Raw genomic sequence first — 23,387 nt, forward strand, 5'->3', positions numbered from 1 at the left:
AGGAGCAGTTGGAGGATCTGCTGTCGGTCCGCCGCGATCTGTCGTCAGAGGGCGGGCCCCGGATTCCGGGGCCCGCCCTCTGACCTGCCACTTCTCTCACCTGGCGGTGGGTGTGGGATTTGAACCCACGGTGACATCGCTGCCACGACGGTTTTCAAGACCTTTCGGGGGTCGAGCGGCTTCTGTTCTCCGTCGCAGGTCAGGGGCTTGCACGCTCCAAGCTCGGACCGTCGTTCTCGACGTCGTGCCCGCTACGTGCCCCAGCATCCGACCGGATCTCCTGTCGTGCTCGGCGTACCTCTGTCACAGCGAACGCCCCGACACGGCTGTCCCGATGATCGAAAACACCGGCATCATCACATTGACACCCCGCGAGACGAAGTCGCTGTCTACCGGCTTGTAGCCACCCCATGGTGTCCGGACAGCCAAGTGGACGGAGGTTAGTGCCGCATCAGGCAGTGCGTGCTCTTGCACGCCGTGGTGCAGAGAGCCTTTCCCTGTCAGGACTCTCCTCGCCGCCTCGGTGCCGGCGCTTCGCCTTCAGGTCGGCGCCGACGTTGGACGTGGAGCATGCGGCCGCACGTAGCTTCCGGCATATGCACTTCCAGCCAAGATGCGCCCGGCTTGGGCGTATAGCTACCGATCAACCGTAGCCATTCAAGTCATGGCTCGATATGCGCTTGATTCTCTAAATAGCGCCACGTAGCTTATCGATCACCATTTGCAATCAACCGCCACAGGGGGGCTTCGCACCAAATGTCAAGCATGACGCATGCACCAACCCTTTCCTGTTGCCCGCGAAATTAATTCCGCTACTCTGGAAAGGTTTCAATATGTTCGCTCATAAGGTAATCCGCAGTGCAGCAGTGACTGGTCTGACGTTGGCGGCAATAGCGGGAGGTGGCGTTGCTCAAGCATCAACGTCGGCTCCGAGCGGCGACGTGTCAATCCAGGAATCATGTCCGAGTAGCGGCCAGATCGGTTATGGCCGGGTATGCACGACGCTGTCCAGTGGACGCCTGTTCCACGATAAGACGCAGGGCTCCGGTCCGGTCAACGTCAGAACCTGGTACGAGAAGTCGAGCGGCGGGACGATCTCGGCGAAGCTGGGCTTCAACTACGCCGGCACCACCACGTGGGGCTCGACGTTCAGCCAGGCATCGGGCACGACCAAGAGTGCCTCATGGGATCGCAACTGGGCGTCTGACTGCTACTCCACCATCGGGATGCTTTCGGTGACCGGGCAGGGGACGTTCCAGACACCTTCTGGCACCTGCTGAGTTTTTGCCCACTGCCCCGCCCCGCAGCTCACGCGAGGCGGGGCGCTCCCGTTCGAAGGTGTTGCGCCACCATGCTGCAAGCTGTTTTCAATGGTCGCGGTGAGTTCGTTCTCATCGCATTGACCGCGGTGACTATTGCGACCTGCATCGGCTATTTTGCGGCGAAGAGGTTCTCGAGTCGCCCATGGTCACATGCTGGGCTTTCTGCTGCCCTGGTGGCAGAGTTGAGTGTTACCGTATTTTTTCCGTCCCCGGGGCACGTGTCGGGCCAGTGTGTGCTCAATCGGAATTTCAGTGAACCTTTCGCAACTGAACAGGGCCTGCTGAATGTGGCGATGTTCCTACCGATCGGGCTCTTTGGGGTTCTTGCTGTCCGGCGAGTCTTTCCCGTCTTCCTGGGTGGGACACTGCTGTCGGTGGCGACCGAGCTCACTCAGGCACTGGCCCCATGGGTGGGGCGAAGCTGTGACAGCGGAGATGTGCTCACGAATACGTTGGGCGCGGGAGTCGGGTCCCTTGCCGGTTGGGCTGTTGTCCGGGCGACGAGTGGTGAACTTTTCCCTCTACGCACCGCGACGAAGCCCACTGCCGTAATTTTCGCTACTTGCTTTGTCGCCTGTGCTGTGGTGTGGAAAGTGTGGATCACGCCCTTGGCGGTGGACTCCACGAGCTTGCAGATCGCAGGAGGCGACAAAAGATCCCAGGCACAGCAGGTCCTTGCCGAGGCCTTCGACGACCACTTCGAGATCGCGAACGTGCAGCTCCAGTCCGGCCAGAACGGTGCCCCGGACCTACTGCTGATCACCACCCAGACAGGGTTCGCCGAACTGAGCTGGCCCGACAAGGAACAGTTGACGGTCAGCTTGGAAAACTCTAGCAAGCCGGGTCCCGGCAGTTTCCCTGTGACAGGTGTCGGAGTCGCGCCCGAAACAGCCGAAGAAGCACTCCTAATCGCAACGAAGTATGCGAAAGAACGATTTCCTTGGGGCCTTAAGGACTCATACGCGAAATCTTTCCCGGTCGGAGATGATGCGGAGTTCGGATGGATGGTCAGCTGGCGAAGCCGTATCGACGGGTTGCTCATGCCTATGCGCCTAGATGTACAGATCAACCGGGCTGGCCGTGTCTCTGCGCTTCTGACCCGCCACACAGAGGACCCGGTCTCGCTTCCCCCACGCCGGGTGAGCGAAAAACAGGCCGCGGCCGCCGCTTCCGAGTTCGCTGGTGGAGCGAAAACAGGGGCAGGAAACTTGCTGGCCATCCGACGCGAAGGCGAATGGCGGGCCCAATGGACCATCCCGGTCTCTGCTGGCGCCGACGTCTACCCCGTCTACGTTGATGCCGAAACAGGAAAAGTAGACGAGAGGGCCTCTCCCACTCAAGGCCTACCCACCACACCTAACTGACCGGAAATTTATCCGAAGTCCTCCGCCCCAGCCCCATTGGCCGCCCCGGCTGACCTGCGGCATCAGCCGGGGACTCCACCTGCGCACTATAAGACTGAACCAGGTTTGTCTTAGGCAACGTTGACCCTGGGCTCTGCGGGATGAAACACGTGGACAAGAAAGCCCTCCCAACTCTGGGCGTCAGGGAAGAGCGGGGCGGTCGCGCTGACCATCTTCTCGCCGACGGCCGGCGCCCATGGACCGTCGTCGACGGGGCAACCGTTGCCTTATCCGGCACCAGATCACGTATGAGCAGGCGCTGCGGCGTGGCCGTCGTCATCGTCTTCTTCGCCACTGAGCCAGGAGTCCGCCGCTTCGGCAACCTGGTCATCCCGACCAGCGACCGGCCGGGCGTAGTGCCGGGTAGTGACGCTCGCGTTCGAGTGGCCGAGCCGATGGGCGGCGGTCATCACGCCGTACCGGTCGGCGACCCACGTCCCGTGCGAGGCGCGGAGATCGTGCGGCGTGATGTCAGTGAGCCCGGCCGCCGCCACGGCGGGATCGAAGTACGCCTTGCGCCACTGGTTATAGCGCAGAGGCTTGCCGCCGGGCGTGACGAAGAGGAGAGCGTCCTCTCCGCCGGGCAGCGTCTCCAAGTGCCGGCCGATCCGCGCCGCGAGTGACGGCCCGATCCGCAGGACCCGCTTCTGATGGGACTTGGGAGTGTCGAAGACGAGGGTGCCATTCGCTTCGGCCAGGTTCTCATCGACGAGCACCAGGCCGCCCGACACATCGATGTCCGCTCGCCGCAACGCGAACGCCTCCCCGACCCGCAGACCCGCATAGGCGAGCAAGGAGATCAGCAGGTCATGCGGTTTCGTCGCACTCCGCACAATCCTTGAGGCTTCCAGCGGGGTGAGGATGTGCGGTTCGGTCTGCGGCATCCGAGGCAGCTTCACGCCCCTGCACGGCGTCTGCCCGATCATCTCGTTGTCGACGGCCGCCCGCATGATCTGCGAGAGCACCCGGTAGGCCTGCCTGATCCGCGAGGCGCTGAGACCACGAGTCTTCATCGCACCGACCCATTCGACGATGGTGATCGGCCGGAGACTGGAAAGTTCACGGTCACCGAGCGCCGGAACGATCAGCGAGTTGATCAGGGACCGGTACGACGCCTGTGTCTTGTGCTTCAGCTGCGGGGAGACCGCGGTGAGCCATCGTGCCGACCAGTCGCGGACGGTGGTTTTCCCTTCGGCGGGGTCGAGCCAGCGGCCCTCCTCCATCTCGATGCGCTTCCGTGCCAGCCAGCGATCGGCGTCCGTCGTTGTCGGGAACGTCTGATCAGCGGCACGCAGCACGCCGTCAGGCCCCGGATACCGAGCCTGGAACCGGCCGGACGGCAGCTTCCGGATCCGGCCGAAGGCGCGTCGGGACTTACGCTTGGCGGCCATCAGGCGGCCCTCCGGTACGAGTGCGCAGAGGCAGGCCGCAGGACGATTGGCGCCACCGTGTGGGCACTGACGTACTCCTCCACGGCGCTCTCGGGGATACGGACGTGTCGGCCGACCTTGACGAACGTGATGCGGCGTTCCTCGATGAGCCGGCGAGGGAAGCGGAGACCGGTGCCGAGTCGTTCGGCGACCTGGTTCACGGTGAGCAGTCGGTCCGCCACGGTCACCACTCCCCCTCGTTGGCAGTGCGCTCCTTCAGTGCATCGCGGGCGGTCTCGCGGTTGGTCTGGAGGTCTCGGGCGATGGTGGCGGCGAGAGCTCCTTCGCCGGGGGTGTGCCCGTGGCCTACGTACTGCCAGTCGGTCAGGACGAGGACGGTGTCCGGTTCGCGGTCGGCGAGGCCGAGAGCAGGCGCTTCCTGAGCGGCACGGTAGTCGGCGCGTTCCTGACGGAGGGCGCCGAGGGTGGTGGAGTAGGTGCGGGACTTGGACGAGAAGTGGCCGCGAAAGCCGAGCATGTGAGCCCAGGCCCAGAGGCGCCGGTCCGGATAGAAGCTGTCGAGCTCACGGCATGCGGTGATGAGCCGACGGGTGTGATCGGGAACGCGGTGCCGGTCGAGTTCGGCGAGTTCGCCAATGCGGCGGTCCAGGGTGCCGGTGTTCTCGGCGGCTTTGGTGGCGTACTTGGCCACGTACGAGGCGACGGCCTGTTCGGTGACATCTGAACCATCGCCGAAGGCCTTGACCGGGCGGACGTCGAGCTGTCGGCCCCACCGGAAGGTCCGGGCCGACAGTTCACCGGCAGCCGGGACAGAGACCGACGTGTACGAGTGCGCGGCTGCGGCTCGTATCGCGTCGGTGAGGAGATCGACCGTGGCCCAAGAGGGCGGCGGAGTACAAGGTCCCTCCGGGCCGTCGAGACGTACGACGGCGTGGAAGTGGAGGGCTCCGCGCTTCTGGAATTCGGCGACCTTGCCGAAGGAGACGCGGAGATGGTCGCCCAGCTCGCGGCGTGGGATGCCCGCGTGGATGGCGAGTTCGCGGCGGAGTCGGGTGGTGAAACGCTGCCAGAGCTCCCCGGCGTGGTTGTTGAAGAGCACGGCGCCCGCGTAGTCGTAGGTCTCCGGGTCAAGGGCGGAGCCCAGGTCCCCGGAGTCCGAGGCGTGCGCCGTGCCGCACCGGCAGGTGCCCCGGTCGGGGCGGTTGTGGACAGGGCCGAACGAGGGTGCGGTGAGGGTGGCGAATACGCGCGGGTGGTCGCGGACGGCGGCGGTGATGTCGCGGCGGTCGTCTCCGGCAAGGCCGGCGCGGATCAGGTGGTAGGTGTCGCCCGCGTAGGTCCAGGCGCAGGAGGGGCAGCGGGAGGCGCGGCGGTTGCCGCAGGCGATGCGGAGACGCCCGCCCGGCTCGTACGCGGTCGAGTAGCGGTGCAGGGTCTCGCCGGTGGTCTTGTCCTTGTGGGTTACCCAGCCGCTCAGGTGGACGGGGTCGGCACAGCCGCCGGTGCGGCGGATCTGGTCCTCCCAGCGGGTGTAGTCGGAGGCCGAGGCCACCCGGAGGACGTCCCCGAGGACGGTCGGGTCGAGCTGTGGGGCGGGCATGGACCGCTTCTGTTTCGAGGGTGAGGGCCGGTGGGCCATGCTGGAGGTTCCTTCCGGTTGCGAGATCGATCGGAGGGCACGGCTCCCGGGCAGCGGATGCTTGGCGGTATCGAGGCCGCCCGGGGGACGGTCAGCGGCGTTTGGCGTCGGACGCGATCAGGGAGCGCAGGACGACAGCGCAGACGGCGACCGATGCACTGGTGACGGCGACCGCCAGGAGCAGCGAGACCAGGACGGTGCCGACGACCAGGACGACGGCAGTGCCGGCACCGACGAGCGCGACCGCGGTGCCGGGGGTGAGTTGTACGACCGGACGGGTCGGCGGAGGGGCGGCGGCGGGTGCCGGGGCAGGCGTGCCCGGCGTGATGGTGGTCGGCTGGATGACGGCGGGCGGGGTGACCAGGCCCGAGGGCTGCGGCATGGTCGGGATCTTGGGCTGGAACATGGGTGGTTCTCCTCTCCCGGGCGCGGGCTACTTGACGGCGGTGTCGATGACCGAGGCGAAGAGGCTGTCGGCGAGGAGGTAGCCGCCGAGGAGGAGCACGCAGATCAGCCACGCCGGCGGGCGGAAGAGCTTGATGCCGAGGTAGCCGACGACCAGCAGGGCGATCCAGAGGGGGACGTCCATGGACGCTGTCTCCTAACGGACGGTGCAGCGGTGGGTACGGGCGGCGAGTTGGGCGGCGGTCCGGCTGGAGTAGTCGGCGGACCAGCCGCAGCGGTCGGCAGTGCAGACGGCGGCGTGGGCGGTGCGGCCGGTGCGGTCGCGGTGGGTGCCGATACGCACGGGGCCGATACGCATCACGGAGTGGAAGCTGTCGCGGGCGGGCATGCCGGTCAGCCCCTGTCGGTCGTCGGGTCGGTGTACTGGGCGCGGATGCGGCGGGCGGTGGCCGGGTCGTCGACGCGCCGTGCAGCTTCCTCGGCGAGCAGGTGAGCGAGGAAGGGACGTCCGGCTGCGGCCATCTCACGCGCTCCGTCGAGGTAGTCGGCCACGGTCAGGTCGGCGGGATCGTGGGTCATCTCAGTTCTCCTTTGCGGTCAGCTGAGGCGGGCGGCGATGGCGTCGGCGAGGTGGGGCGGAACGCCGAGGCGGGAGCGGAGGGTGTCGGTGTCGATCGGTGATCCGGTGCGGGTGCGGTACTCGTCGGCGACCTTGCGGGCGTGGTCGATCAGCACGGCGGGAACGGGCGTATCCGGGGACGGGGCCGGTGGCGAGGACAGGGACGTTGTCGCAGGGAGTTCATCGGCCGGGGATGGGATCGGGGCGACGTCAGGCACACGCGTCGGCCCGACGTCTTTCGTCTCCCTGACGGCGGCCGACGGAGCTGGCTCCGGCTTCCCCGACGAGTGGGCGAGGAGAGTGCCGCCGAGGAAGGCGAGTGCGGGCCATCCGGCGATGCCGAGCCGGAGCGGGGCTGGCGGGTCCGCCAGGTCGAGAAACCCGGCGGTGGCGACGTTGGCGCCGAGCGACGCGAACAGGGCGATCAGGAACCAGCACCAGGCCAACCGGGACGGGCCCTCACTGCGCAGCCGACGCCAGGCGGCGACAAGGAGCAGGTCGACGCTGACCGGGTAGGCCCATGCCTTCCAGCCGTCCTGTCCGGCCGCGGCGGCGAGGTCGTGCAGGTGGGCGAAGGACAGAGCTCCGGCGATGACCGCCTGTATCAACACCGCGTCGATCCGGAGACCTTGCAGGGCGCCCATCAGGAGTCCTCAGCGGGGTCGGAGTCGTCCAGGAACCTGCCCGACGGCGGCTCCGGCAGCGACACGGCGAGGGACGGGCTGACGACGTCCACGAAGTCGAGGTCGGCGCCGGCCGTGTCGGCGTAAAGGGCGAGTTGGCCGAGCAGAAGCACGGTCCGGGCGAAGTCCTCGCAGTCGGGGCACATGGCGGTTCTCCCTTCTCTGGGCATGGCAGTGGTAGGGACTCGGCGCGAAGACGGTCACGCCTACCGGGTGGGGGGAGAGATCAGGCGGCGGCCGGAGCGGCCTTCGCCGATGGCACGGGCTCGGTGGCGGTGCCGGTGGTGGGCCGGAAAGGGGCCAGCTCGGGCAGGTCCGGGGTCCTGTCGGCGTACCGGTTGCAGAGGTTCACGGCCTGGCGGAGCGAAGTGTGCGGAGCGCGGATGCAGTGCCAACCGCCGGACGCGTCTCCCGCGATGGCGAGGCCGCGCAGTTCGGCGGGAATCTGGATGGCAGCGAGGACCGCATCCGGGGCGATGTCGCCGAAGGCCATGTTGGCGGAGGTCTCGTCGTTGAGACGGTGGGCGGTGCGGCCGGTGAGTTGAGCGCGGAGCATGGTGATGCCCTTGCCGAGTTCGGAGCCGAAGCGCTGACCGCAGATTTCGAGGTAGATACCGGCGGCGCGGCCGAGCTGCGCGAGACGGACCAGGGCGGTGATAATGCGGTCCCGCCGCCTCTCCTCCTCCTTCGTTGCGTACAGGGCGAGTTCGGCCACCTCGTCGACCAGGACGACGACCGGGGTCGGTCGGAGCTCATCAGGCAGATCCCAGATGTCGGCGGCGATCTCCGCGTCCGGCACATCGACGGTGATGCGCTGCTGGGTACGGATGAGGCGGTAGACGTCCGCCATCCGCGCCACGAGTGCATCGAGGAGTTCGGCAGCGGTGTCCGGGCTGTCGGCCAGCGCTGAGAACCGGCGCGCCAGCGGGAAGAGTTCGACCCCTTGCTTGCAGTCGATGCCGACGAGGGCAACGTCCAGAGGAGCAAGGCCGGCCACCAGATTGCGTTGGTAGACCGACTTGCCGGACTCCGTGGCGCCGAGGGTGAGGGCGTGAGGTATCGCGCGGTAATCGCGGTAGTGCACCGACCCGTCCTCCCGGAGGGCGACCGGTACCCGCATCGCCCGGGTCTCCGTCTCAGCAGGCATCTGCACCCGCTTGAGAACGTCGTATCCGGTCATCCGCACCTCGACGACACCGGACCGCACCTCACGCGAGGTCACGCCGAACATCGAGAACGAGTGTCGAAGCCGGTCCGATGCCGCAGCGATGTCGAAGACGTCCTGGCCGGGACGGAGCTTGAGTCGGAGGACCAGGCCGGTGCGAGTCGGCCGCAGTCGCCGGATACGCGGAGGTCGGGGCTCAGGTATCGGCCGGTTGGTGGCCCGAGCCAGAGATAACCGCCACCGCGCCGGCGGAACGGTCAACCCGCACGCGTCCATGACCGAGCGGTACCGGACCAAGACCCGCAGCGCGGCCAGAGTGACCCCGAAGGCCAGCCAGTACCAGGCGGGCCGCCGCCACCGCAGGAGACCCGCAGCGGCGACGACCAGCACCAGAGCGACCGTGAAGGCGGTCATGATCAGGCTGCCTTCGACCCTGCGGTGGCGATGTCGGCGAGCGAGGTGACCGCGACCGCGCGGAACGCGATGCCGTGCCGCCGCTGGCCGTTGAAGTCGTTCTCCCACGGACGGGCGACCAGGCCGGTGAGCGCGACCGGCGTCCCCATGGCCAGCTCACCGGTGATCCCGGGCTCCGGAACGGTGACGGACAGGATCTCCACCTCCTCGTTCGCCGCGAACATCACGTCCACGGTCATGAGCTGAGCACCGGTCTCCATGTCGGTGGCGATCTCCCCGGTGCGGCGGTCACGGACCTTGACCTGCGGAATCTTGGCGACCATCACGACAGCGCTGGAGGTGTCGACGGGAATCTGACGCACAGCAGATTACTCCTCTATAGATGCTGAACTCCGTCACTTATGTATATGAGTGACATGAAGAAGAGTGCATGACTCCTGTACATGAGTCAACCCGTCGCGAGGAAGAACTCACGACGGGTTGAGGGAAGTTGAGCGGGCGTCAGTCGGCGGCAGGGATCCGATACTCGAAAACGAACTGGTCAGCGGCCATGAGCGTGTCGCACACCTCGACCACCCGACCCGCGGTCGTGCGGGCCTCCCGGATCAGGTGAACCACGGGCGCACCAGGGCTGAGCGCCAGTTCCGACGCCTCCGACTTCGAGGCTGGGCGTGCTTGCAGCGTCTCGACGAACTCCGCGAACTCATGCCCGTGGTCTTCGAGTCGGGCATAGATGCCGCCGCCCCCGGGGTTCTCGGCGAACAGCTCCGGGATCTCCTTCACCACGTCCCAGGGCAGGTACGACGAGGCGGTCTCCACCGGGGTGCCATTACGGAAGTAGAGGCGCCGACGGGCCAACACCTGCGTACCGGCGGGCACGCCCAGACGCTCGGCGGCATCCTCGGGCGCGTCCATGGGACCGATGTAGAGGACGCTGACTTTCGCGGTGGCGCCGGACTGTGCGGACTCTGCGAGGTAGGCGGCCTGGCCACCTTGCCGGAGCGAGCGCCGGAACCGATCGGAGGAGCGGTGCCGTACGGGGGGCCGATTTTTCACGATCGAGCCCTTGCCATGCCTGGTCTCGACGAGCCCACTCGCCCGTACCTCGACCATGGCCTTGCGGATCGTCCCGCCGGAGACGCCGTAGCGGTCCACCAGCTCGGATTCGCTCGGCACCATGTCGCCGGCCTTGAGGACGCCTGCCCGGATCTGCTGCACGAGGTCATCAGCGATCTGTACATACCGAGGACCGGAACCGGCCCCTCCCGCCGCAGTTCCCATAGTCCTTCCCTGCCTCCTATGCTCCTCTACATGAGTCAACCACAGGAAGCGACACCCTCTCCCCTGCACTCCGTGTCCGTCGCCGGAGTAGTGGTGCGCGAGGACGGCCGCCTCCTGGCGATCCGCCGAGCCGACAACGGCACCTGGGAGCTCCCCGGCGGCATCCTCGAACTCAACGAGACACCCGAGGCCGGCGTTGCCCGCGAGGTCTGGGAAGAGACAGGCATCCACGTTGAGGTGGACCAGCTCACCGGGGTCTACAAGAACACGACCCGAGGCATCGTCGCCCTGGTCTTCCGCTGCAAGCCCTCCGGCGGCACCGAGCGCACATCAAGAGAGTCGACAGCCGTCTCCTGGCTCACACCCGACGAGGTCAGCGAGCGCATGTCCGAGGTCTACGCGGTCCGTCTCCTAGACGCCCTGGACGGCAACGGCCCTCACGTGCGGAGCCACGACGGCAAGCAGCTCATCACAGCGGGATAAGACTTTCTCTACTTCATCAAGGCGGCTCGCTCCGCTCGCCGCGCGCTCCCCGGCTCACCGCCGGGGCCTGACGCTCCTGCCTTCGGCCCGCTCTGGCCCCGGCTACGCCGGTCGCGCGGCTGGAGCGAGCACCATGGTGGGGAGAAACCCGCTGTGGCTGGGGCGGTCGGCTCCACGGCTTTAGCCACCTCCCCAGTTCGGGTCCCGCGTCGAGCACGACCAGGGGGCCACTCGTTCAAATTCCGGGCAGGATCACAGCCTGCCCGAGTTGCCGGCCAGCGTACGGCCCCCTGATCATGCTCGACCCCAAACCGGGCAGGACACCGGCCAAACCCGCTCCGCCGACCTGGATCACCCTGGACAAATGGGCATCCTGCACATGCAGGGCGCCCGGCAGTCCAACAATCTTAGGCATCCACCCACCTAGACCGAAGGTACGTGGCTAGAGTCATCTCCAGTCATCAATCATCGTGTCCCGTCAGTCATATTCGAACAGGCAACCAAGAGCGGAGCGTTGCATCGTGAGGTCCCTTACGGAAATTCGAGTAAAAAATCTACTAGGTCGCTTTAACCATGTTATTAAATTTCCCGAAGATGATGAATTTGTAATCCTGCATGGACCAAATGGAGTGGGGAAGACTAAAGTCCTGGAGCTTATTCGCGCATTGGCGGCCCCGCTACAGCTACACAGGATCGCCCGCATCCCATTCGGTTCAGCCGAGTTGCTATATTCTGACGGCTCTATTTTGCAGGTGTCCAGAAATCACCAGGAGAGCCTACCGTTGGGAGACGGTTTCGAAAAGAAGGTGAGGCAAGTGTCACTCACTCTCACCTTCCCTGGAGCTAGAGACTCTGTCAGATGGAGTGCGAGTTTCGATAACGGGGGACTCAACTCTCCTCGCCTTCGGGAATACGTCTCTCGCATGCTTGAAATTGACCAAGTCGCGCCCGACGTCTGGGAAGACGCGACTGGCACGACAATGACAACATCCGAGCTTCTGGATATTTACGGAGAAAGGCTTCCGTCAAGCTTCCTCCGCACGACCCAGGAAAAGAAGATTCCTGCGGCTCTGCGAAACTTTATCATGAGTAACGATGTTCATCTAATCGAAACTCAGCGCCTGTTGGGGCTTCAGAATTTGAGCGGCCCCAACACGCGACGGGTGGGTTCGATCAAGGTCGAGGAATTCGCTAAAGATCTAAGTCGCCGGCTTGCTGAAGCACTGGCCGAAAACTCGCGAGTCTCACAAGAGCTCGACCGCACGTATCCGACGAGGCTACTCAAGGCACAGTCGGAGTATCCCGATGAACAGAGAATCGGCGCTCGGTACGACGAGCAAAACCGTTTGAGGCGCCGCCTGGCCGAAATCTCCCTGCTCGATGAAAAGTCTGGTGGGATTGTAATTCCCGAGGGAATGGCTGCATGGCAGCGAAATGTCCTCTGGACTTATTTGGAAGACAGCGACAAGAAGCTCTCCACATTCCGCTACATCCTGGATAGGGTAAGCCTGCTACAGGAGATCGTAAATAGCAGATTCCTTTATAAGCGCTTGGAGGTAGATCGTAAGCGCGGCCTTAGAATCGTCACGGACGAAGGGACGGATCTCAGTCTGTCAATGCTTTCTTCGGGCGAGCAGCATGAGTTGGTGCTCCTATACGATCTACTTTTCAATGTCGGCCCAGGAGCGTTGGTCTTGATCGATGAACCGGAAATCTCTCTGCACGTATCTTGGCAGAAAAGGTTCATCGATGACCTACGCCGGATTTCTGCGTTGGTTCAGTTTAGGTCAATCGTTGCCACTCACTCACCGCAAATTGCTGGGAAGTGGATCGACCGCATGACTTCGCTCGCGCCCGAGTCAGACTAGGTAAATGGGGGGAACCTTGCTGGCGGAACTTACCGGCGACGACCTGTATGCCGAATTGATCATGCTCAGATCTAACGACAGTCGCTATTTTGTCATCGTGGAAGGAGTTGCCGATGTTGCCGTCCTTGATCGTTTTGCGGACCTGAGAGATTGCGTTCCGACGGCAGCCTACGGCAAGGAAAGCGCTCACGCCTGCCTGAAAAGGGTTATCGCTGATAATTTTGATGGCGTATTCGCCGTACTGGATAGAGACTGGGTCGGCCTGCTCCCAGGCGACCTCCAGGACGAAAGAATAGTTCACACAGACTACTATGATTTGGATTCCTGCATCTTCTTTTCCGAGGGAACATATGAAGGAATGGCGAGCAGCTTTTGCGCAGGCGGCGGGTTCCGCGTAGGTGCTGAAGGTTGCACGTCGAGGGAATTGCATTCGAGCTGCATAGAGATGGCATTCCCCATCGGCGTACTTCGCTTCATATCCGAGAGAGATGGCCTCGGGCTTAATCTAGGAAAGTTTCCTCTTTCGGAAGTGATCGGTCCAGATCTTAAGGTCGACGTGGACTCACTGCTGCGGGTTACCCTTTCGCGCACTAAGGGAACCAAGATCCTCCCGGAGGACCTCTCTGTCACCTTTCACGAGGCATTGAAAATAATCAAAGACAAATCTCGATACTGCGCTGGACATGATCTCGCCAAAGCCTTTTCGATTCTAATAAAAAGGCGCTGGAACGGGAAGATTGGCGCGGATGTGGTCGAAAGATCTGCACGCTCGTCGATTGACGTAGAAAATTTCCGAAAGATGTCAATCTATTCGGACGCTAAGAAATGGGTGGAGGGATCGGATAAATCAATCTGGAGGGTCTAGATTTTTTACCTCGGCTTCTCCTTTGTACTAGCTGAAGACAGCGTCAGCGCAAGATAATTTCCCCTAACATCAGTTCATGCCACATATCCGCACTAAAACAACCGGAAGGGGGAGGAGGCCCAGATCTGTGCTCAGGTTCCCCTCCCCACGCAGAAGGAGGCTTTCGCCGGTCAGCGCCTAATCGTGAGGATCGCTAACAGCCGAGAGATGACTACGGCTGACCGCAACGCGGAGCACATCCTTCAGGGCGCCGGTCAGGGTGTGGCTCAGCCAGCGGAGTTCATCGGCATCCGCATTCTGATCGTCCAGAGTGTGCGAGGCGGCTTCCAGCAATTCACTCGCCATGCCGAGTTGGGCCGCCTCGATGCCGTCCGCGAGGCGGGACATGTAGCCTTCCGGGTCGTCGGTGCTCAGGTAGCAGGGCTTGTCCCCTGGGCCCGACCACGGGAGAAGCCGCAGTTCGTTCGGTGTTGTCATCCTTGGGTTGGCCTCTCGTTGAGCACGTGGTGGGCGGTGAAGACGGCGTCGACTCGGTCTCCCGGAAAGGCCAGGAGCGCGGCTTCTACGACGCGGCCGTTGGTGTCGGTGGCGATGCGCGTGATCGCGAGCACGGCCATGTTGTTTCCGATGCGGAGGGCCGACGCTTCGTCTGGGGTGGGGGAGCGGGCGGAGACCGTCTCTCGGATGGTGGCCGGCGACGGGCCGAGGACGGCGAATCGGGTGGCTGCCTCCCGGCATACGGAGTCGTCGTCGAGGACCCCGGCCGGGGCCAGGTCGCGCGGTATGTAGATGCGGGCCAGCCCGTGCGGCGACCCTTGTTCGAGGCTGAGGCAGGTGTACTCCGCGAGGGGGCTGCCCATCGGCACCTTCAGCAACGTCGTCAGTTGCACGGAGGCCGGAACCGTGGTGCTGCGAACCGTGATGCGCAACGTTGGCTCAGCCGCGGTCCAGGGGTCCAGCGTGCCCCAGCCGCCGACGTACATGATCTTGCGGCGTGGGTGACGGACGTAGTTGCCCTTGCCGTGGACCTTCTCGACGAGTCCTTCGCCCTGGAGCACGGCGAGAGCGCGTCGCAGGGTCACCGTGCTGACCCTGTACCGGGCGGCCAGGCCGGCTTCGGACGGGAGGCGTTCGCCAGGCTTGATGCTGCCCGTCGTGATCTGGTGGCGCAGATCGTCTGCGATGTCGTGATGGCGTCGGGGCACGGAGCGGGTCACCGCCTTCTCAGCAGTCGCAAGGCGATGAGCCGGGTGCGAGCGTGTATGGCCAGCAGTTCGCCCGACTCAAAGACCAGTTGCTTGGCTCCTTGAGGGAGCTGGAAGAGGTCACTCACCCGGCAGGCCTGACCGCCGAGTTCGATGATGTCGCCGCGCTGCACGGTGGCCGCAGTGACCTCGACGGAAGAGACCAGTGCACCGCCGGGGGCTGGGGCCCTCATGCCGTCACCTCCACGGGCACGGACAAGTTGGGGTTCGAGTGGCACGGGCAGATGCACACCTCATAGATCACCGGCACGTCGTCCGTCGTCGCAGGCGGGGACGGCTCGGTGCAGGAGTGGTGTGTGCCAATCCAGCAGGCGATCGAGCGGTAGGCGGCGGAAGCTGTGCCCATCGGGTGCGGTTGTCGGCGAGGAGGCATCAGTGGGCCCCCGCGAGGGCCGACCGGGCATCGGCCGGCAGGTGCGGGGCGACGAGTGCCGCGCGTGTCCTTGCACGCTGCTCTTCCCACGCCAGCAGGTACGGACGGACAAGTGCGACGTCTTCTCCCCTCAGCGGGTAACGGTGGCTCGTGCCGGCCGGAGCCCAACCCAGGGCGACGGTCGAAGGGTCAGCGGGCGCGGGGCAGGTGAGAGGGACCAGCGGCCGGGAGGGAGTTAAGGGGCGGCGGTGCCGACCGTTGGGGAAGCACCGCGCTCTGGTGCGCGAGATGGCTCGGCGGATACGGTTGAGCATGCTGTTCAGCTCCTATCGCTGATAGCCCGGTCCCCCGACGTCGCCTGTCGTGGGGACCGTTTTACGTACGACCGCCCATAAGGTGCGGCCGTTCAAGCTGGTGGCCACGAGGCCGAATCGATCGGCATCGGCCACCGCGTCCAGGACCTCCCGCCATGAATCGGCGGAGAGCGTGTCCGGTACCTCTGCCTCGACCGTCGTGAACCGGGTGTGCTCCTCCACGCGCGGGCGGAGGCCGACGGCGGACAAGCGGGCGGCGATAGCCGCCGCGGTCACTCCCGAAGCGGACACAGCGCACCCTCCGTTGCCAGCGATCACTTTCAGTAAAGCTAGTTAACTAGATTAGAGCTAGTGGACTAGATTTTCCATATGTCTGAACAACCGCCGTACCTCCGCATCGCCGACGAACTCCGGCAGCGCATCGCGGAGCACGTCTGGGAACCTGGTGACCGCCTCCCATCCCGCGCCCAGATCGGCCAGGAGTGCGGCGTGGGTGAGAACGTGGTGCGCAGGGCACAGGAGTTGCTGATCTCCCAAGGCGTGCTGGAAGGCCGAGCCGGATCGGGCACCTACGTCGCCGAGCCCCGGGAGCGCGTGAGAGTCGTCCGGTCGTCGGCGCGTGAGCAGCCCAGCGGGTCCCCGTTCCGCCAGGACATGAAGGCCCTTCGCCTACAGAGCGACTGGGAGAGCCGGACCGACGCGAAGGTGCCGGCCCCGGCGGAGATCGCGACGCGGCTCGGGATCGCCGAGGGCGAGCCGTGCGTGCGGACGACGTACGAGTTCCTCGCGGACGGGAAGCCGGTCCAACTGTCGACGAGTTGGGAGCCGTACGCCGTCACTGGCGGAACCCTCGTCGTTCTTCCCGAGGGAGGGCCCCACGCGGGAGCCGGGGTCGTGAACCGCATGGCCGCGATCGGAGTCACCATCAGCCACGCGGTGGAGCAGCCCGAACCCCGGCACGCGACCGTCGAGGAAGCATCACTACTCGGCATCCAGAAAGCCGCGCTCGTGACGCACATCCGGCGGACGTACTACAGCGACGAGGGCCATCCCGTGGAGACAGCGGACATTGTGGTGCCCGCAGCGCACTGCGAGATCGTCTACGAGATCCCGATCAACCGCTGACGAGCAGCCCCGGCAGCTCAAAAGCCGTGGCCCGGCCGTGCCCCCCGCGTGCCCCTTCCGTGCCCGACAGAGCGGGAAACCAGGGGGAACAGCGGTTCCCGGCGGGGAGCGGGCATGGCGAGAGGCCCCTGACCATAAGCACTGGTCAGGGGCCTCTCGCCTGCGGTGGGTGTGGGATTTGAACCCACGGTGACATCGCTGCCACGACGGTTTTCAAGACCGTTCCCTTAGGCCGCTCGGGCAACCCACCCCGCGTCGGCGGCCCCAGGCCGTGATGGCCGATGGGCCGTCAGGCCTTGTGGGGCCGGTGCGACGCGTAGGACAGCCTAGCCGGTCAGCTGTCGCCTTCGCGCTGGCCCAGGGTGACTTCGGCGGTGGACGTCTTGCCGTCGCGCTCGTACGTCAGGGTCACCTTCTCGCCGGGCTTGCGGGTCCAGATCTCGCCGATCAGGGTGGGGCCGCTGTCGATCACGGTGTCGTTGAACTTGGTGATCACGTCGCCCGCCTTGAGGCCGGCCTTGGCCGCCGGGCCGTTCGGCGTGACGGAGGGGGTGTTGCCGGCGCCCTCGGGGGAGATCTCGGCGCCGCCGGTCTTCTCCTCCATGGAGACCGTCGCGCCGATCACCGGGTAGACCGGCTTGCCGGTCTTGATCAGCTGCTCGGCGACGTTCTTCGCCTGGTTGATCGGGATCGCGAAGCCGAGGCCGATCGAGCCGGCCTGGGACTGGCCGAGGCCGCCGCCCGTCGACTGGATCGCGGAGTTGATGCCGATGACCGCGCCCGTGGCGTCCAGGAGCGGGCCGCCGGAGTTGCCCGGGTTGATCGAGGCGTCGGTCTGCAGGGCGCTCATGTACGAGTTCTTGTTGCTGGAGCCGTCACCGGAGGCGACCGGGCGGTTCTTGGCGCTGATGATGCCCGTCGTCACCGTGTTGGAGAGGCCGAAGGGAGCGCCGATCGCGATCGTGGAGTCGCCGACGGCCACGCTCTCCGAGTTGCCGAGCGGGAGCGGGGCCAGGCCTGCCGGCGGGTTCTTGAGCTTCAGTACGGCCACGTCGTAGCCCTGGGCCCGGCCGACCACCTCGGCCGCGTACTTCTTGCCGTCGGAGAACGTCGCCGACAGCTCGCCGGACTCCGCCGCGGAGGCCACCACGTGGTTGTTGGTGAGGATGTGGCCCTCCTTGTCGTACACGAAGCCCGTACCCGTGCCGCCTTCGCCGTCGCCGCCCTGCGCGTCGATCGTGACCACGCTCGGGAGCGCCTCCGCCGCGACGCCGGCCACTGTGCCCGCCGGGCGCTTGAGGTCCTTCGGGGTGTCCGACGCGGAGACCGTGGTCGAACTGCCGGAGGAGCCGCTGTCGTTGCGGTCGGCGGCCCAGAAGCCGAGCGCGCCGCCGATGCCGCCCGCGACCAGGGCCGCCACCGCGACCGCCGCGACCAGGCCGCCCGCGCCCCGGCGCTTGCCGGTGCCGTGGGACGGGTCGTGGCCGGGCTGCGGGGCACCCCAAGCGGGGCCGCCGTTGCCGCCGCCGTTGCCGCTGCCGCCGCCGGGCGTGTGGGCCGCGCCGCCGCTCACGTACGACGGGACCGCGGGCGGGGGCGGGGGCCAGGAGGCGGCGCCGGCGGGGGGCTCGGGCGCCGCCCCGTACGGGGAGTGCGGGGGCTGGTGGGGGTGCTGAGGGGTGTGGGGCTCGGGCTGGTGGTGCGTGGGCCCGCCCGCGTACGCCGGTGGGACCTGGTGCGTGCCGGAGTGTGACGCGGAGTCATGCGGGACGGCCTGGTGCGCCGGAGCGGCCTGGTGCGTGGGCGGGTGCGCCGGAGCGCCCTGGGCCGTGGGCGTGTGGCGCGGCGCGTCCGTGTGCGCCGGGGTGGACGGCGCGGGAGGCGTCGTGGGGGCCGCCGGTGGGGTTGCCGGCAAGGTCGTCTCCATACCGGCGCCGTCCTCGGCCTCGTCGCGTACGCCGTCCGCGGCCGGAGCGGCCTTCGGCTCGGGAGCGGTCACGGGCTCGGGAGTGGTGGCCGGCACGGGAGGTGCGGGCGGAACGGGCGGCACGGCCGGTACCGCGTTGCCCTCGGTGCCCTCGTTCTCGGTGCTCACAGCTCTTTACTCCTCGGTTCCACTCGGCATCCAGTCGGCATTCGGCAAGAAATCCGCTGTGCACGTGTCTGCGGTCAGCTTTTCCCACAGCGCGTCTGGCCACTGTAAGCAGGACCTGTGCATCCGCACACCAATCTTTACATCAGACAAAACGGTCCTCCCTGGTGACATGGGTTCGCCTACCCCCGCAGCGGTGACACCATGGCCCGGGTGACCCACGCACGGCAGCGCAGCCCGCACGCCTCCATCCAGGTCGTCGCCCATCGCGGCGCGTCCGACGACGCTCCCGAACACACCCTGGCCGCCTATCGCAAGGCGATCGAGGACGGCGCCGACGCCCTGGAGTGCGACGTCCGGCTGACCGCCGACGGCCACCTCGTCTGCGTGCACGACCGCCGCGTGAACCGTACGTCGAACGGGCGCGGCGCCGTCTCCGCGCTGGAGCTCGCCGACCTCGCCGCCCTCGACTTCGGCTCCTGGAAAGACCGCGAGGAGTCCCCGGACTGGGATCCGGTGCCAGGCGAGCTCACCTCCGTACTCACGCTGGAACGGCTCCTGGAGCTCTTCACCGAGGTACGGGCCACCGGGCGGCCGCTCCAGCTGGCCATCGAGACCAAGCACCCCACCCGTTGGGCCGGACAGGTCGAGGAGCGGCTCCTGAACCTGCTGAACCGCTTCGAGCTGGCCACGCCGCCGCCCGACGAGCCCTCCCCCATCCGGATCATGAGCTTCTCCGGCCGCTCCCTGCACCGCGTCCAGGCCGCCGCGCCCGCGCTGCCCACGGTCTACCTGATGCAGTTCGTCTCGCCCCGGCTGCGCGACGGACGGCTGCCCGCCGGTTCGCGGATCGCCGGACCCGGCATGCGGATCGTGCGCGGCCACCCCGGATACATCGAACGGTTGCACCGGGCGGGCCACCGGGTGCACGTGTGGACGGTGAACGAACCGGTGGACGTGGAGCTCTGCGCCCAACTCGGCGTCGAAGCCATCATCACCAACCGGCCGAAGCAGGTGCTGTCCCAACTGGGCCGCATTTAGCACCCGACCACCACACAACGGGCACACGAACCACCCGCGCACCACCGTGACGGGGAGTACACCGGCGCATTCGCTGCGCGTTCGGTTGTCACGAGTGCGCCACCGGCAGTGGCTTGGCCGGTTTCCGGCGCAGCTCAGTGGGGCATCCAACCCGTGGCGTGGGGCAAAGGAGGTCTCGGGGGTGGCGTTGGTGGTGGCACAAGAGGTGCCTGCGTCGTCGAGCATGGCCGTTCCCCATGGCCCTGCGGGCGTGGGGCAGGCACGGCACCGGATGCGTGAGCAGTTGCGCGGCAACGGGGTGTCGGACGCGGTCGTGGACGACGCCGTTCTCATTCTTTCCGAACTGCTCAGCAACGCGTGCCGGCACGGCAGGCCGCTGGGACGGCACACGGATGTCGGTGACGGCGACATCCTGGCCGCGTGGCGCGTGGACACCGGCGGCGGTCTGACCGTGGAGGTCACGGACGGCGGCGGTCCGACCCGTCCCGTTCCATCCACCCCTTCGGTGACGGCACGCGGCGGGCGCGGGCTCAACATCATCAGCGCCCTGGCTCAGGAGTGGGGCGTACGGGACGACTCGTCGGGCGAGGTCACCGTCTGGGCACACGTCCCCTGCCCGAAGCCGCCCGAGCTCGGCGCGGTCGGCGGACTCACCGGGTTCGAGGGGCTCGACTTCTCCGACATCCTCGACGACGCGAGCTGAGGCGGGCTCAGCGGTGGTGTGCGGCGGCGAGGGCCGCGGTGGGCGGGTGTCCGGCGAGGGTGTCGCGGGCCGCTAGGCTCGCGCCGAGACCGCACTGTCGCAATCGGGAGAATGCCCACCATGGCCAAGAAGCGCCCTCAGACCAAGGCCGGGAAGCAGCAGCTCAAGGACGGTGAGATCCCGGTCGTCGGGGCCCGTGAGCCCTGCCCGTGCGGTTCGGGCCGCCGTTACAAGGCGTGTCACGGACGCGCCGCCGCCCAGGCCGTGACCGAGCTCGTGCACCGCCCGTTCGAGGGACTCGCGGGCGAGAGCGACTGGGTCGCGCTGCGCGAACTGGTGCCCGCCGCCACGGTCGAACTGACGCTGAAGGGCGGGCTGCCGGAGGGCGTTTCGTCGGTGACGCTCGCGACCGTGCTGCCGATGGCGTGGCCCGCGCTGCGCCGCGACGACGGTTCCGTCCTCCTCGCCCTGCAGAACGACACCTCCTCCGGCGACCTCAGCCGCGACCTCGCGGACACGCTCCAGCGCGCGCTGGAGGTCGAGCCCGGCACGCCGGTCACCGCCCGACGCGTACCGGCCGACGGGCCGCGGCTGCAGGATCTGCTCGACCCGGACGCCGCGTTCGAGCCGGTCGTCCACACCGGCTTCGAGTTCTGGGTGCCGGACGCGGAGAACGCCACTCCCGAGGTGGCCGCCTCCCTGGAGCGCGCGAACGCCGCCGCGATCCCGACGGTGCTGCTCGCCGGCGTCGACGCCGCGTACTGGTGCGAGACCCCGGAGAAGAACCACCTGCGCTGGGTCATGCCGCACCCCGAGGAGCAGCTCCTCGACGCGCTCGCCCGGCTGCACGCCGCCGGCACCTCCTCGCTCGGCGAAGACACGCGGCTGGTCGGCTCGTTCCGGGCGCACGGCCTGGTCGTGCCCGTCTGGGACCTGCCGACGTCGATGGGCGCCGAGGCGTGCGAGAAGCCGGCCGTCGCGTTCGCCGAGCGGCTGGCGACGGCGCTCGCCTCCGACGCCCCGCTCACCGCCGAGGAGCGCCGGGCCCGTGGCGGTCTCACCAACCGCCAGGTGACGCTCAGCTGACCCTGCGGACATCCTGCCGAGGTCCTGTCAGGGCCTCGGCGGCAGCCGCTTCGAGCCGGTGAGCCGCGTCACAACTCACCGTACTCACAAGTAAATCGCCACCCCTGTAGGCGAGATCGAATTTGCGAACGGCAGATCTCTTGTTACCGTTCTAGAAGCCCGGTCGCTGGTGCATCCCCCGTCGCCAGCGACCGGGCGTCTCCGTTTCCGGCCCCGGCACGCTCCGGCCGGCCGCCCCGAGACCCGCCTCCGGACCCACTCCGGCTCACTCCGCTGCGCCCGGCGCGCGATGTGATCCGGCGCGGAGCAGCAGCGGCGCCTCCTCCACCGGACCCGCGCCGGCGTACTCCGCCACCGCCGCATAGGCATCCGGACCACCCGCCGAGCGGCTTCGCGGAGTCTCGCAGCTGCCCGGCTCGTCGTGGGCCGCTAGGACGCAGTGCAGCTCCACGGTCCGCCCGCCCGGTCCCATCAGCGTGAGTACGGAACGGAGCTCTCCGCCGGAGGTGTTGCGGTAGTAGGCGCGCGCCCAGGTCTCGCCGCCTCCGGTCATGACACAGGTCTGCGCCTCGACGCCCTCCGGCGAGACCACCTCAGGACCGCACCGGACCGCGTCCTCACCATCCATTTCCGATGGTGATGCCGGCAGTGCCGGAGAAGAGGAATCGGCGTTATCGGCGGACAGTTCATCAGAAAGCTTCTTTACGCGGATTTCTGATGAACTGTTCGTCGATTCTTCGCTTGGCGCTACCGCAACCGAGGAACCCTCAGGATCCGCGGAAGCAACGATCGGAATGAGGCAGGCGAAAGCGACAGCCGCCGTGAGACCGATCATGCGGAGATTCATGGTGGCCCCCTTGCCGACCGCGCGCACCACCACGGATATCGTGAATGAACAGGTACGCATCAGGGGGCGACGATATCGACGCGGGACGCGCGGCCGGGCCGTCCGGCGCCCGTTCACCGCGCATACGGCCCGGCTCACACCCGTACGAGTGAGGGCCGGGCCGGTGACAGCGGCTAGTACGCCAGCCGGCTGCCGCCGTCCGGGGCGCTGGTGCTCGCCGCGACCAGCGCGTCCAGGACCGCCTCGACGTCCGGGAGCCAGGGCGCGGCCGCCGGAGCGCCGCCGCCCTTGGTGACGCGGCGGAAGACCGGAGGCGAAGGGAGGGCCGCCGGAGGTGCGGGAGCCCGCTCCCAGCGCACCTGGCCGGTGCCGATCTCGGAGGGTGGCAGCACGAGATAGCCGCCCTCACCGTGGAACCGGAGCGAGCTGGGCACCCAGTCCTTGCTGTACAGCAGCTCACCGAGCCGCTCCAGCGTGTACGGCGCCACCAGCAGCGACCACCGGGTGGGCGTCGCCACGACGGGGCCCAGCCGCATGCCCATGCGGTCCAGCGCGACCAGAGCCCGCGCGCCGGCCAGCGCGGGCAGGCTCACCGCGCAGGGCGCCCGGCCGCCGGTCGCCAGCATCACCGGTGCGGTCGGGCGGTTGGTCCACCACCAGCGCACCATGCGCTCGTCCGTGGTGGCCGCCAGCAGTCCGGGTTCGAAGGGGTGCGCGCCGGGGACGGCGCAGTCGGGGTCGGGGCAGGCGCAGCCGAGGCCACGCCCGTCGCGCAGGGCGGCCGGCGCGGTCCCGGCTCCGGGGAGCACGGGCCACTGCCATGCGGTGGCGAAGGTCAGGGCCGCGTCGAGCCGGGCGGCACCTTCCTTGCGCCGGAGCCGGAGCCTGCGTCGCCTTCCGAGGATCTCGCGCATGAGCGCTCGTTCCTTTCCGTTGAACGCCGAGTCCACATGACGCCACGCGGGTGGGACATCGCGTGCGTCTCTTCGCTGTGCGTACGTGC

28 protein-coding genes and 1 tRNA gene are annotated in these 23,387 nt (G+C 67.0%); 9 read left to right on the plus strand and 20 right to left on the minus strand.

Features of this window, described 5'->3' with window-relative positions; all coding sequences use genetic code 11:
* Nucleotides 1-833 precede the first annotated feature (833 nt).
* Nucleotides 834-1,280 carry a hypothetical protein gene (locus ABZ267_RS04395; protein ID WP_109164593.1) on the plus strand — a complete coding sequence of 149 codons (447 nt, stop codon included), beginning with the start codon at nt 834-836 and terminating at the stop codon, nt 1,278-1,280.
* A gap of 71 nt (nt 1,281-1,351) precedes the next feature.
* Nucleotides 1,352-2,686 carry a VanZ family protein gene (locus tag ABZ267_RS04400; RefSeq protein ID WP_356363266.1) on the plus strand — a complete coding sequence of 445 codons (1,335 nt, stop codon included), beginning with the start codon at nt 1,352-1,354 and terminating at the stop codon, nt 2,684-2,686.
* 281 nt (nt 2,687-2,967) lie between these two features.
* On the opposite strand, the gene ABZ267_RS04405 is transcribed toward ABZ267_RS04400, so the two are convergent.
* The 12 genes from ABZ267_RS04405 to ABZ267_RS04460 all read right to left on the minus strand — a co-directional run bounded on the left by ABZ267_RS04405 (nt 2,968) and on the right by ABZ267_RS04460 (nt 10,322).
* Complete coding sequence (locus tag ABZ267_RS04405) at nt 2,968-4,116, minus strand: site-specific integrase (RefSeq protein ID WP_356755909.1); 1,149 nt, start codon at nt 4,114-4,116, stop codon at nt 2,968-2,970.
* A complete protein-coding gene (locus ABZ267_RS04410; RefSeq protein ID WP_356755911.1) occupies nt 4,116-4,337 on the minus strand; it encodes a helix-turn-helix domain-containing protein in 222 nt (73 codons plus the stop codon). Before ABZ267_RS04410 ends, ABZ267_RS04405 begins: the two co-directional genes overlap by 1 nt.
* A gap of 2 nt (nt 4,338-4,339) precedes the next feature.
* Nucleotides 4,340-5,755, minus strand: a complete 1,416-nt coding sequence (repSA, locus tag ABZ267_RS04415; protein ID WP_356755913.1) for a replication initiator protein RepSA — start codon at nt 5,753-5,755, stop codon at nt 4,340-4,342.
* A 91-nt stretch (nt 5,756-5,846) separates the two neighbouring features.
* Nucleotides 5,847-6,161 carry a SpdD-like protein gene (locus ABZ267_RS04420; RefSeq protein WP_356755915.1) on the minus strand — a complete coding sequence of 105 codons (315 nt, stop codon included), beginning with the start codon at nt 6,159-6,161 and terminating at the stop codon, nt 5,847-5,849.
* Between the two features lie 27 nt (nt 6,162-6,188).
* Complete coding sequence (locus ABZ267_RS04425) at nt 6,189-6,344, minus strand: hypothetical protein (RefSeq protein ID WP_098894951.1); 156 nt, start codon at nt 6,342-6,344, stop codon at nt 6,189-6,191.
* A 12-nt stretch (nt 6,345-6,356) separates the two neighbouring features.
* Nucleotides 6,357-6,548, minus strand: coding sequence for a mobile element transfer protein (locus ABZ267_RS04430; RefSeq protein ID WP_356363992.1), 192 nt, complete (start codon nt 6,546-6,548; stop codon nt 6,357-6,359).
* 5 nt (nt 6,549-6,553) lie between these two features.
* Nucleotides 6,554-6,739 carry a hypothetical protein gene (locus ABZ267_RS04435; RefSeq protein ID WP_356363990.1) on the minus strand — a complete coding sequence of 62 codons (186 nt, stop codon included), beginning with the start codon at nt 6,737-6,739 and terminating at the stop codon, nt 6,554-6,556.
* Nucleotides 6,740-6,757: 18 nt separating this feature from the next.
* Nucleotides 6,758-7,423 (minus strand): DUF2637 domain-containing protein, encoded by a 666-nt coding sequence (locus ABZ267_RS04440; protein ID WP_356755917.1) that lies wholly within the window; start codon nt 7,421-7,423, stop codon nt 6,758-6,760.
* Entirely contained in the window at nt 7,423-7,608 is a 186-nt protein-coding gene (locus tag ABZ267_RS04445; RefSeq protein WP_356755919.1) for a hypothetical protein, read from the minus strand. Before ABZ267_RS04445 ends, ABZ267_RS04440 begins: the two co-directional genes overlap by 1 nt.
* Nucleotides 7,609-7,688: 80 nt before the next feature.
* Nucleotides 7,689-9,041, minus strand: a complete 1,353-nt coding sequence (locus ABZ267_RS04450) for an FtsK/SpoIIIE domain-containing protein (RefSeq protein ID WP_356755920.1) — start codon at nt 9,039-9,041, stop codon at nt 7,689-7,691.
* Nucleotides 9,042-9,043: 2 nt separating this feature from the next.
* Entirely contained in the window at nt 9,044-9,403 is a 360-nt protein-coding gene (locus ABZ267_RS04455; RefSeq protein ID WP_356755922.1) for a hypothetical protein, read from the minus strand.
* Between the two features lie 139 nt (nt 9,404-9,542).
* The gene (locus ABZ267_RS04460) at nt 9,543-10,322 is read right to left on the minus strand and encodes a GntR family transcriptional regulator (RefSeq protein ID WP_356755924.1); all 780 of its coding nucleotides are present in this window, start codon (nt 10,320-10,322) and stop codon (nt 9,543-9,545) included.
* Nucleotides 10,323-10,340: 18 nt separating this feature from the next.
* On the opposite strand from ABZ267_RS04460, the gene ABZ267_RS04465 reads away from it, so the two are divergent.
* From ABZ267_RS04465 to ABZ267_RS04475, 3 genes are all read left to right on the plus strand, one after another.
* Complete coding sequence (locus tag ABZ267_RS04465) at nt 10,341-10,805, plus strand: NUDIX domain-containing protein (RefSeq protein ID WP_356755926.1); 465 nt, start codon at nt 10,341-10,343, stop codon at nt 10,803-10,805.
* Nucleotides 10,806-11,326: 521 nt separating this feature from the next.
* Nucleotides 11,327-12,673 carry an AAA family ATPase gene (locus tag ABZ267_RS04470; RefSeq protein ID WP_356755929.1) on the plus strand — a complete coding sequence of 449 codons (1,347 nt, stop codon included), beginning with the start codon at nt 11,327-11,329 and terminating at the stop codon, nt 12,671-12,673.
* A 4-nt stretch (nt 12,674-12,677) separates the two neighbouring features.
* Nucleotides 12,678-13,538, plus strand: a complete 861-nt coding sequence (locus tag ABZ267_RS04475) for a hypothetical protein (protein WP_356755931.1) — start codon at nt 12,678-12,680, stop codon at nt 13,536-13,538.
* A gap of 177 nt (nt 13,539-13,715) precedes the next feature.
* On the opposite strand, the gene ABZ267_RS04480 is transcribed toward ABZ267_RS04475, so the two are convergent.
* The 4 genes from ABZ267_RS04480 to ABZ267_RS04495 all read right to left on the minus strand — a co-directional run bounded on the left by ABZ267_RS04480 (nt 13,716) and on the right by ABZ267_RS04495 (nt 15,781).
* Nucleotides 13,716-14,015, minus strand: a complete 300-nt coding sequence (locus tag ABZ267_RS04480; protein WP_356755933.1) for a hypothetical protein — start codon at nt 14,013-14,015, stop codon at nt 13,716-13,718.
* Complete coding sequence (locus ABZ267_RS04485; RefSeq protein ID WP_356755935.1) at nt 14,012-14,755, minus strand: GntR family transcriptional regulator; 744 nt, start codon at nt 14,753-14,755, stop codon at nt 14,012-14,014. The genes ABZ267_RS04480 and ABZ267_RS04485 overlap by 4 nt, the downstream gene beginning before the upstream one ends.
* Entirely contained in the window at nt 14,752-14,976 is a 225-nt protein-coding gene (locus ABZ267_RS04490; protein WP_106960431.1) for a hypothetical protein, read from the minus strand. Before ABZ267_RS04490 ends, ABZ267_RS04485 begins: the two co-directional genes overlap by 4 nt.
* A 526-nt stretch (nt 14,977-15,502) precedes the next feature.
* On the minus strand, nt 15,503-15,781 hold the full coding sequence (locus tag ABZ267_RS04495; protein ID WP_280931353.1) for a hypothetical protein: 279 nt from the start codon (nt 15,779-15,781) through the stop codon (nt 15,503-15,505).
* A gap of 78 nt (nt 15,782-15,859) precedes the next feature.
* Between ABZ267_RS04495 and ABZ267_RS04500 the strand changes: the two genes are divergently transcribed.
* Complete coding sequence (locus tag ABZ267_RS04500; protein ID WP_356755937.1) at nt 15,860-16,615, plus strand: GntR family transcriptional regulator; 756 nt, start codon at nt 15,860-15,862, stop codon at nt 16,613-16,615.
* 163 nt (nt 16,616-16,778) lie between these two features.
* Here the strand turns inward: ABZ267_RS04500 and ABZ267_RS04505 are convergent.
* A tRNA-Ser gene (locus ABZ267_RS04505) sits at nt 16,779-16,865 on the minus strand.
* Nucleotides 16,866-16,949: 84 nt separating this feature from the next.
* Entirely contained in the window at nt 16,950-18,710 is a 1,761-nt protein-coding gene (locus ABZ267_RS04510; protein WP_356755939.1) for a trypsin-like peptidase domain-containing protein, read from the minus strand.
* Between the two features lie 201 nt (nt 18,711-18,911).
* Between ABZ267_RS04510 and ABZ267_RS04515 the strand changes: the two genes are divergently transcribed.
* The 3 genes from ABZ267_RS04515 (at nt 18,912) to ABZ267_RS04525 (ending at nt 21,537) form a co-directional block, all read left to right on the plus strand.
* The gene (locus ABZ267_RS04515; RefSeq protein WP_356755941.1) at nt 18,912-19,748 is read left to right on the plus strand and encodes a glycerophosphodiester phosphodiesterase; all 837 of its coding nucleotides are present in this window, start codon (nt 18,912-18,914) and stop codon (nt 19,746-19,748) included.
* 94 nt (nt 19,749-19,842) lie between these two features.
* Nucleotides 19,843-20,451: an ATP-binding protein gene (locus tag ABZ267_RS04520; protein WP_356755943.1), complete on the plus strand. Its 609-nt coding sequence runs from the start codon at nt 19,843-19,845 to the stop codon at nt 20,449-20,451.
* 120 nt (nt 20,452-20,571) lie between these two features.
* Nucleotides 20,572-21,537, plus strand: coding sequence for a DUF5926 family protein (locus tag ABZ267_RS04525; RefSeq protein ID WP_356755945.1), 966 nt, complete (start codon nt 20,572-20,574; stop codon nt 21,535-21,537).
* Nucleotides 21,538-21,802: 265 nt separating this feature from the next.
* Here ABZ267_RS04525 and ABZ267_RS04530 read toward each other — a convergent pair whose 3' ends face one another.
* On the minus strand, nt 21,803-22,414 hold the full coding sequence (locus ABZ267_RS04530; RefSeq protein WP_356755947.1) for a hypothetical protein: 612 nt from the start codon (nt 22,412-22,414) through the stop codon (nt 21,803-21,805).
* Between the two features lie 143 nt (nt 22,415-22,557).
* Nucleotides 22,558-23,298 carry a bifunctional DNA primase/polymerase gene (locus tag ABZ267_RS04535; protein WP_356755949.1) on the minus strand — a complete coding sequence of 247 codons (741 nt, stop codon included), beginning with the start codon at nt 23,296-23,298 and terminating at the stop codon, nt 22,558-22,560.
* Nucleotides 23,299-23,387: the final 89 nt, after the last annotated feature.

It is taken from the genome of Streptomyces sp. NPDC006174 (assembly GCF_040614075.1).
In the GTDB taxonomy this organism is placed as follows: Bacteria; Actinomycetota; Actinomycetes; order Streptomycetales; family Streptomycetaceae; genus Streptomyces.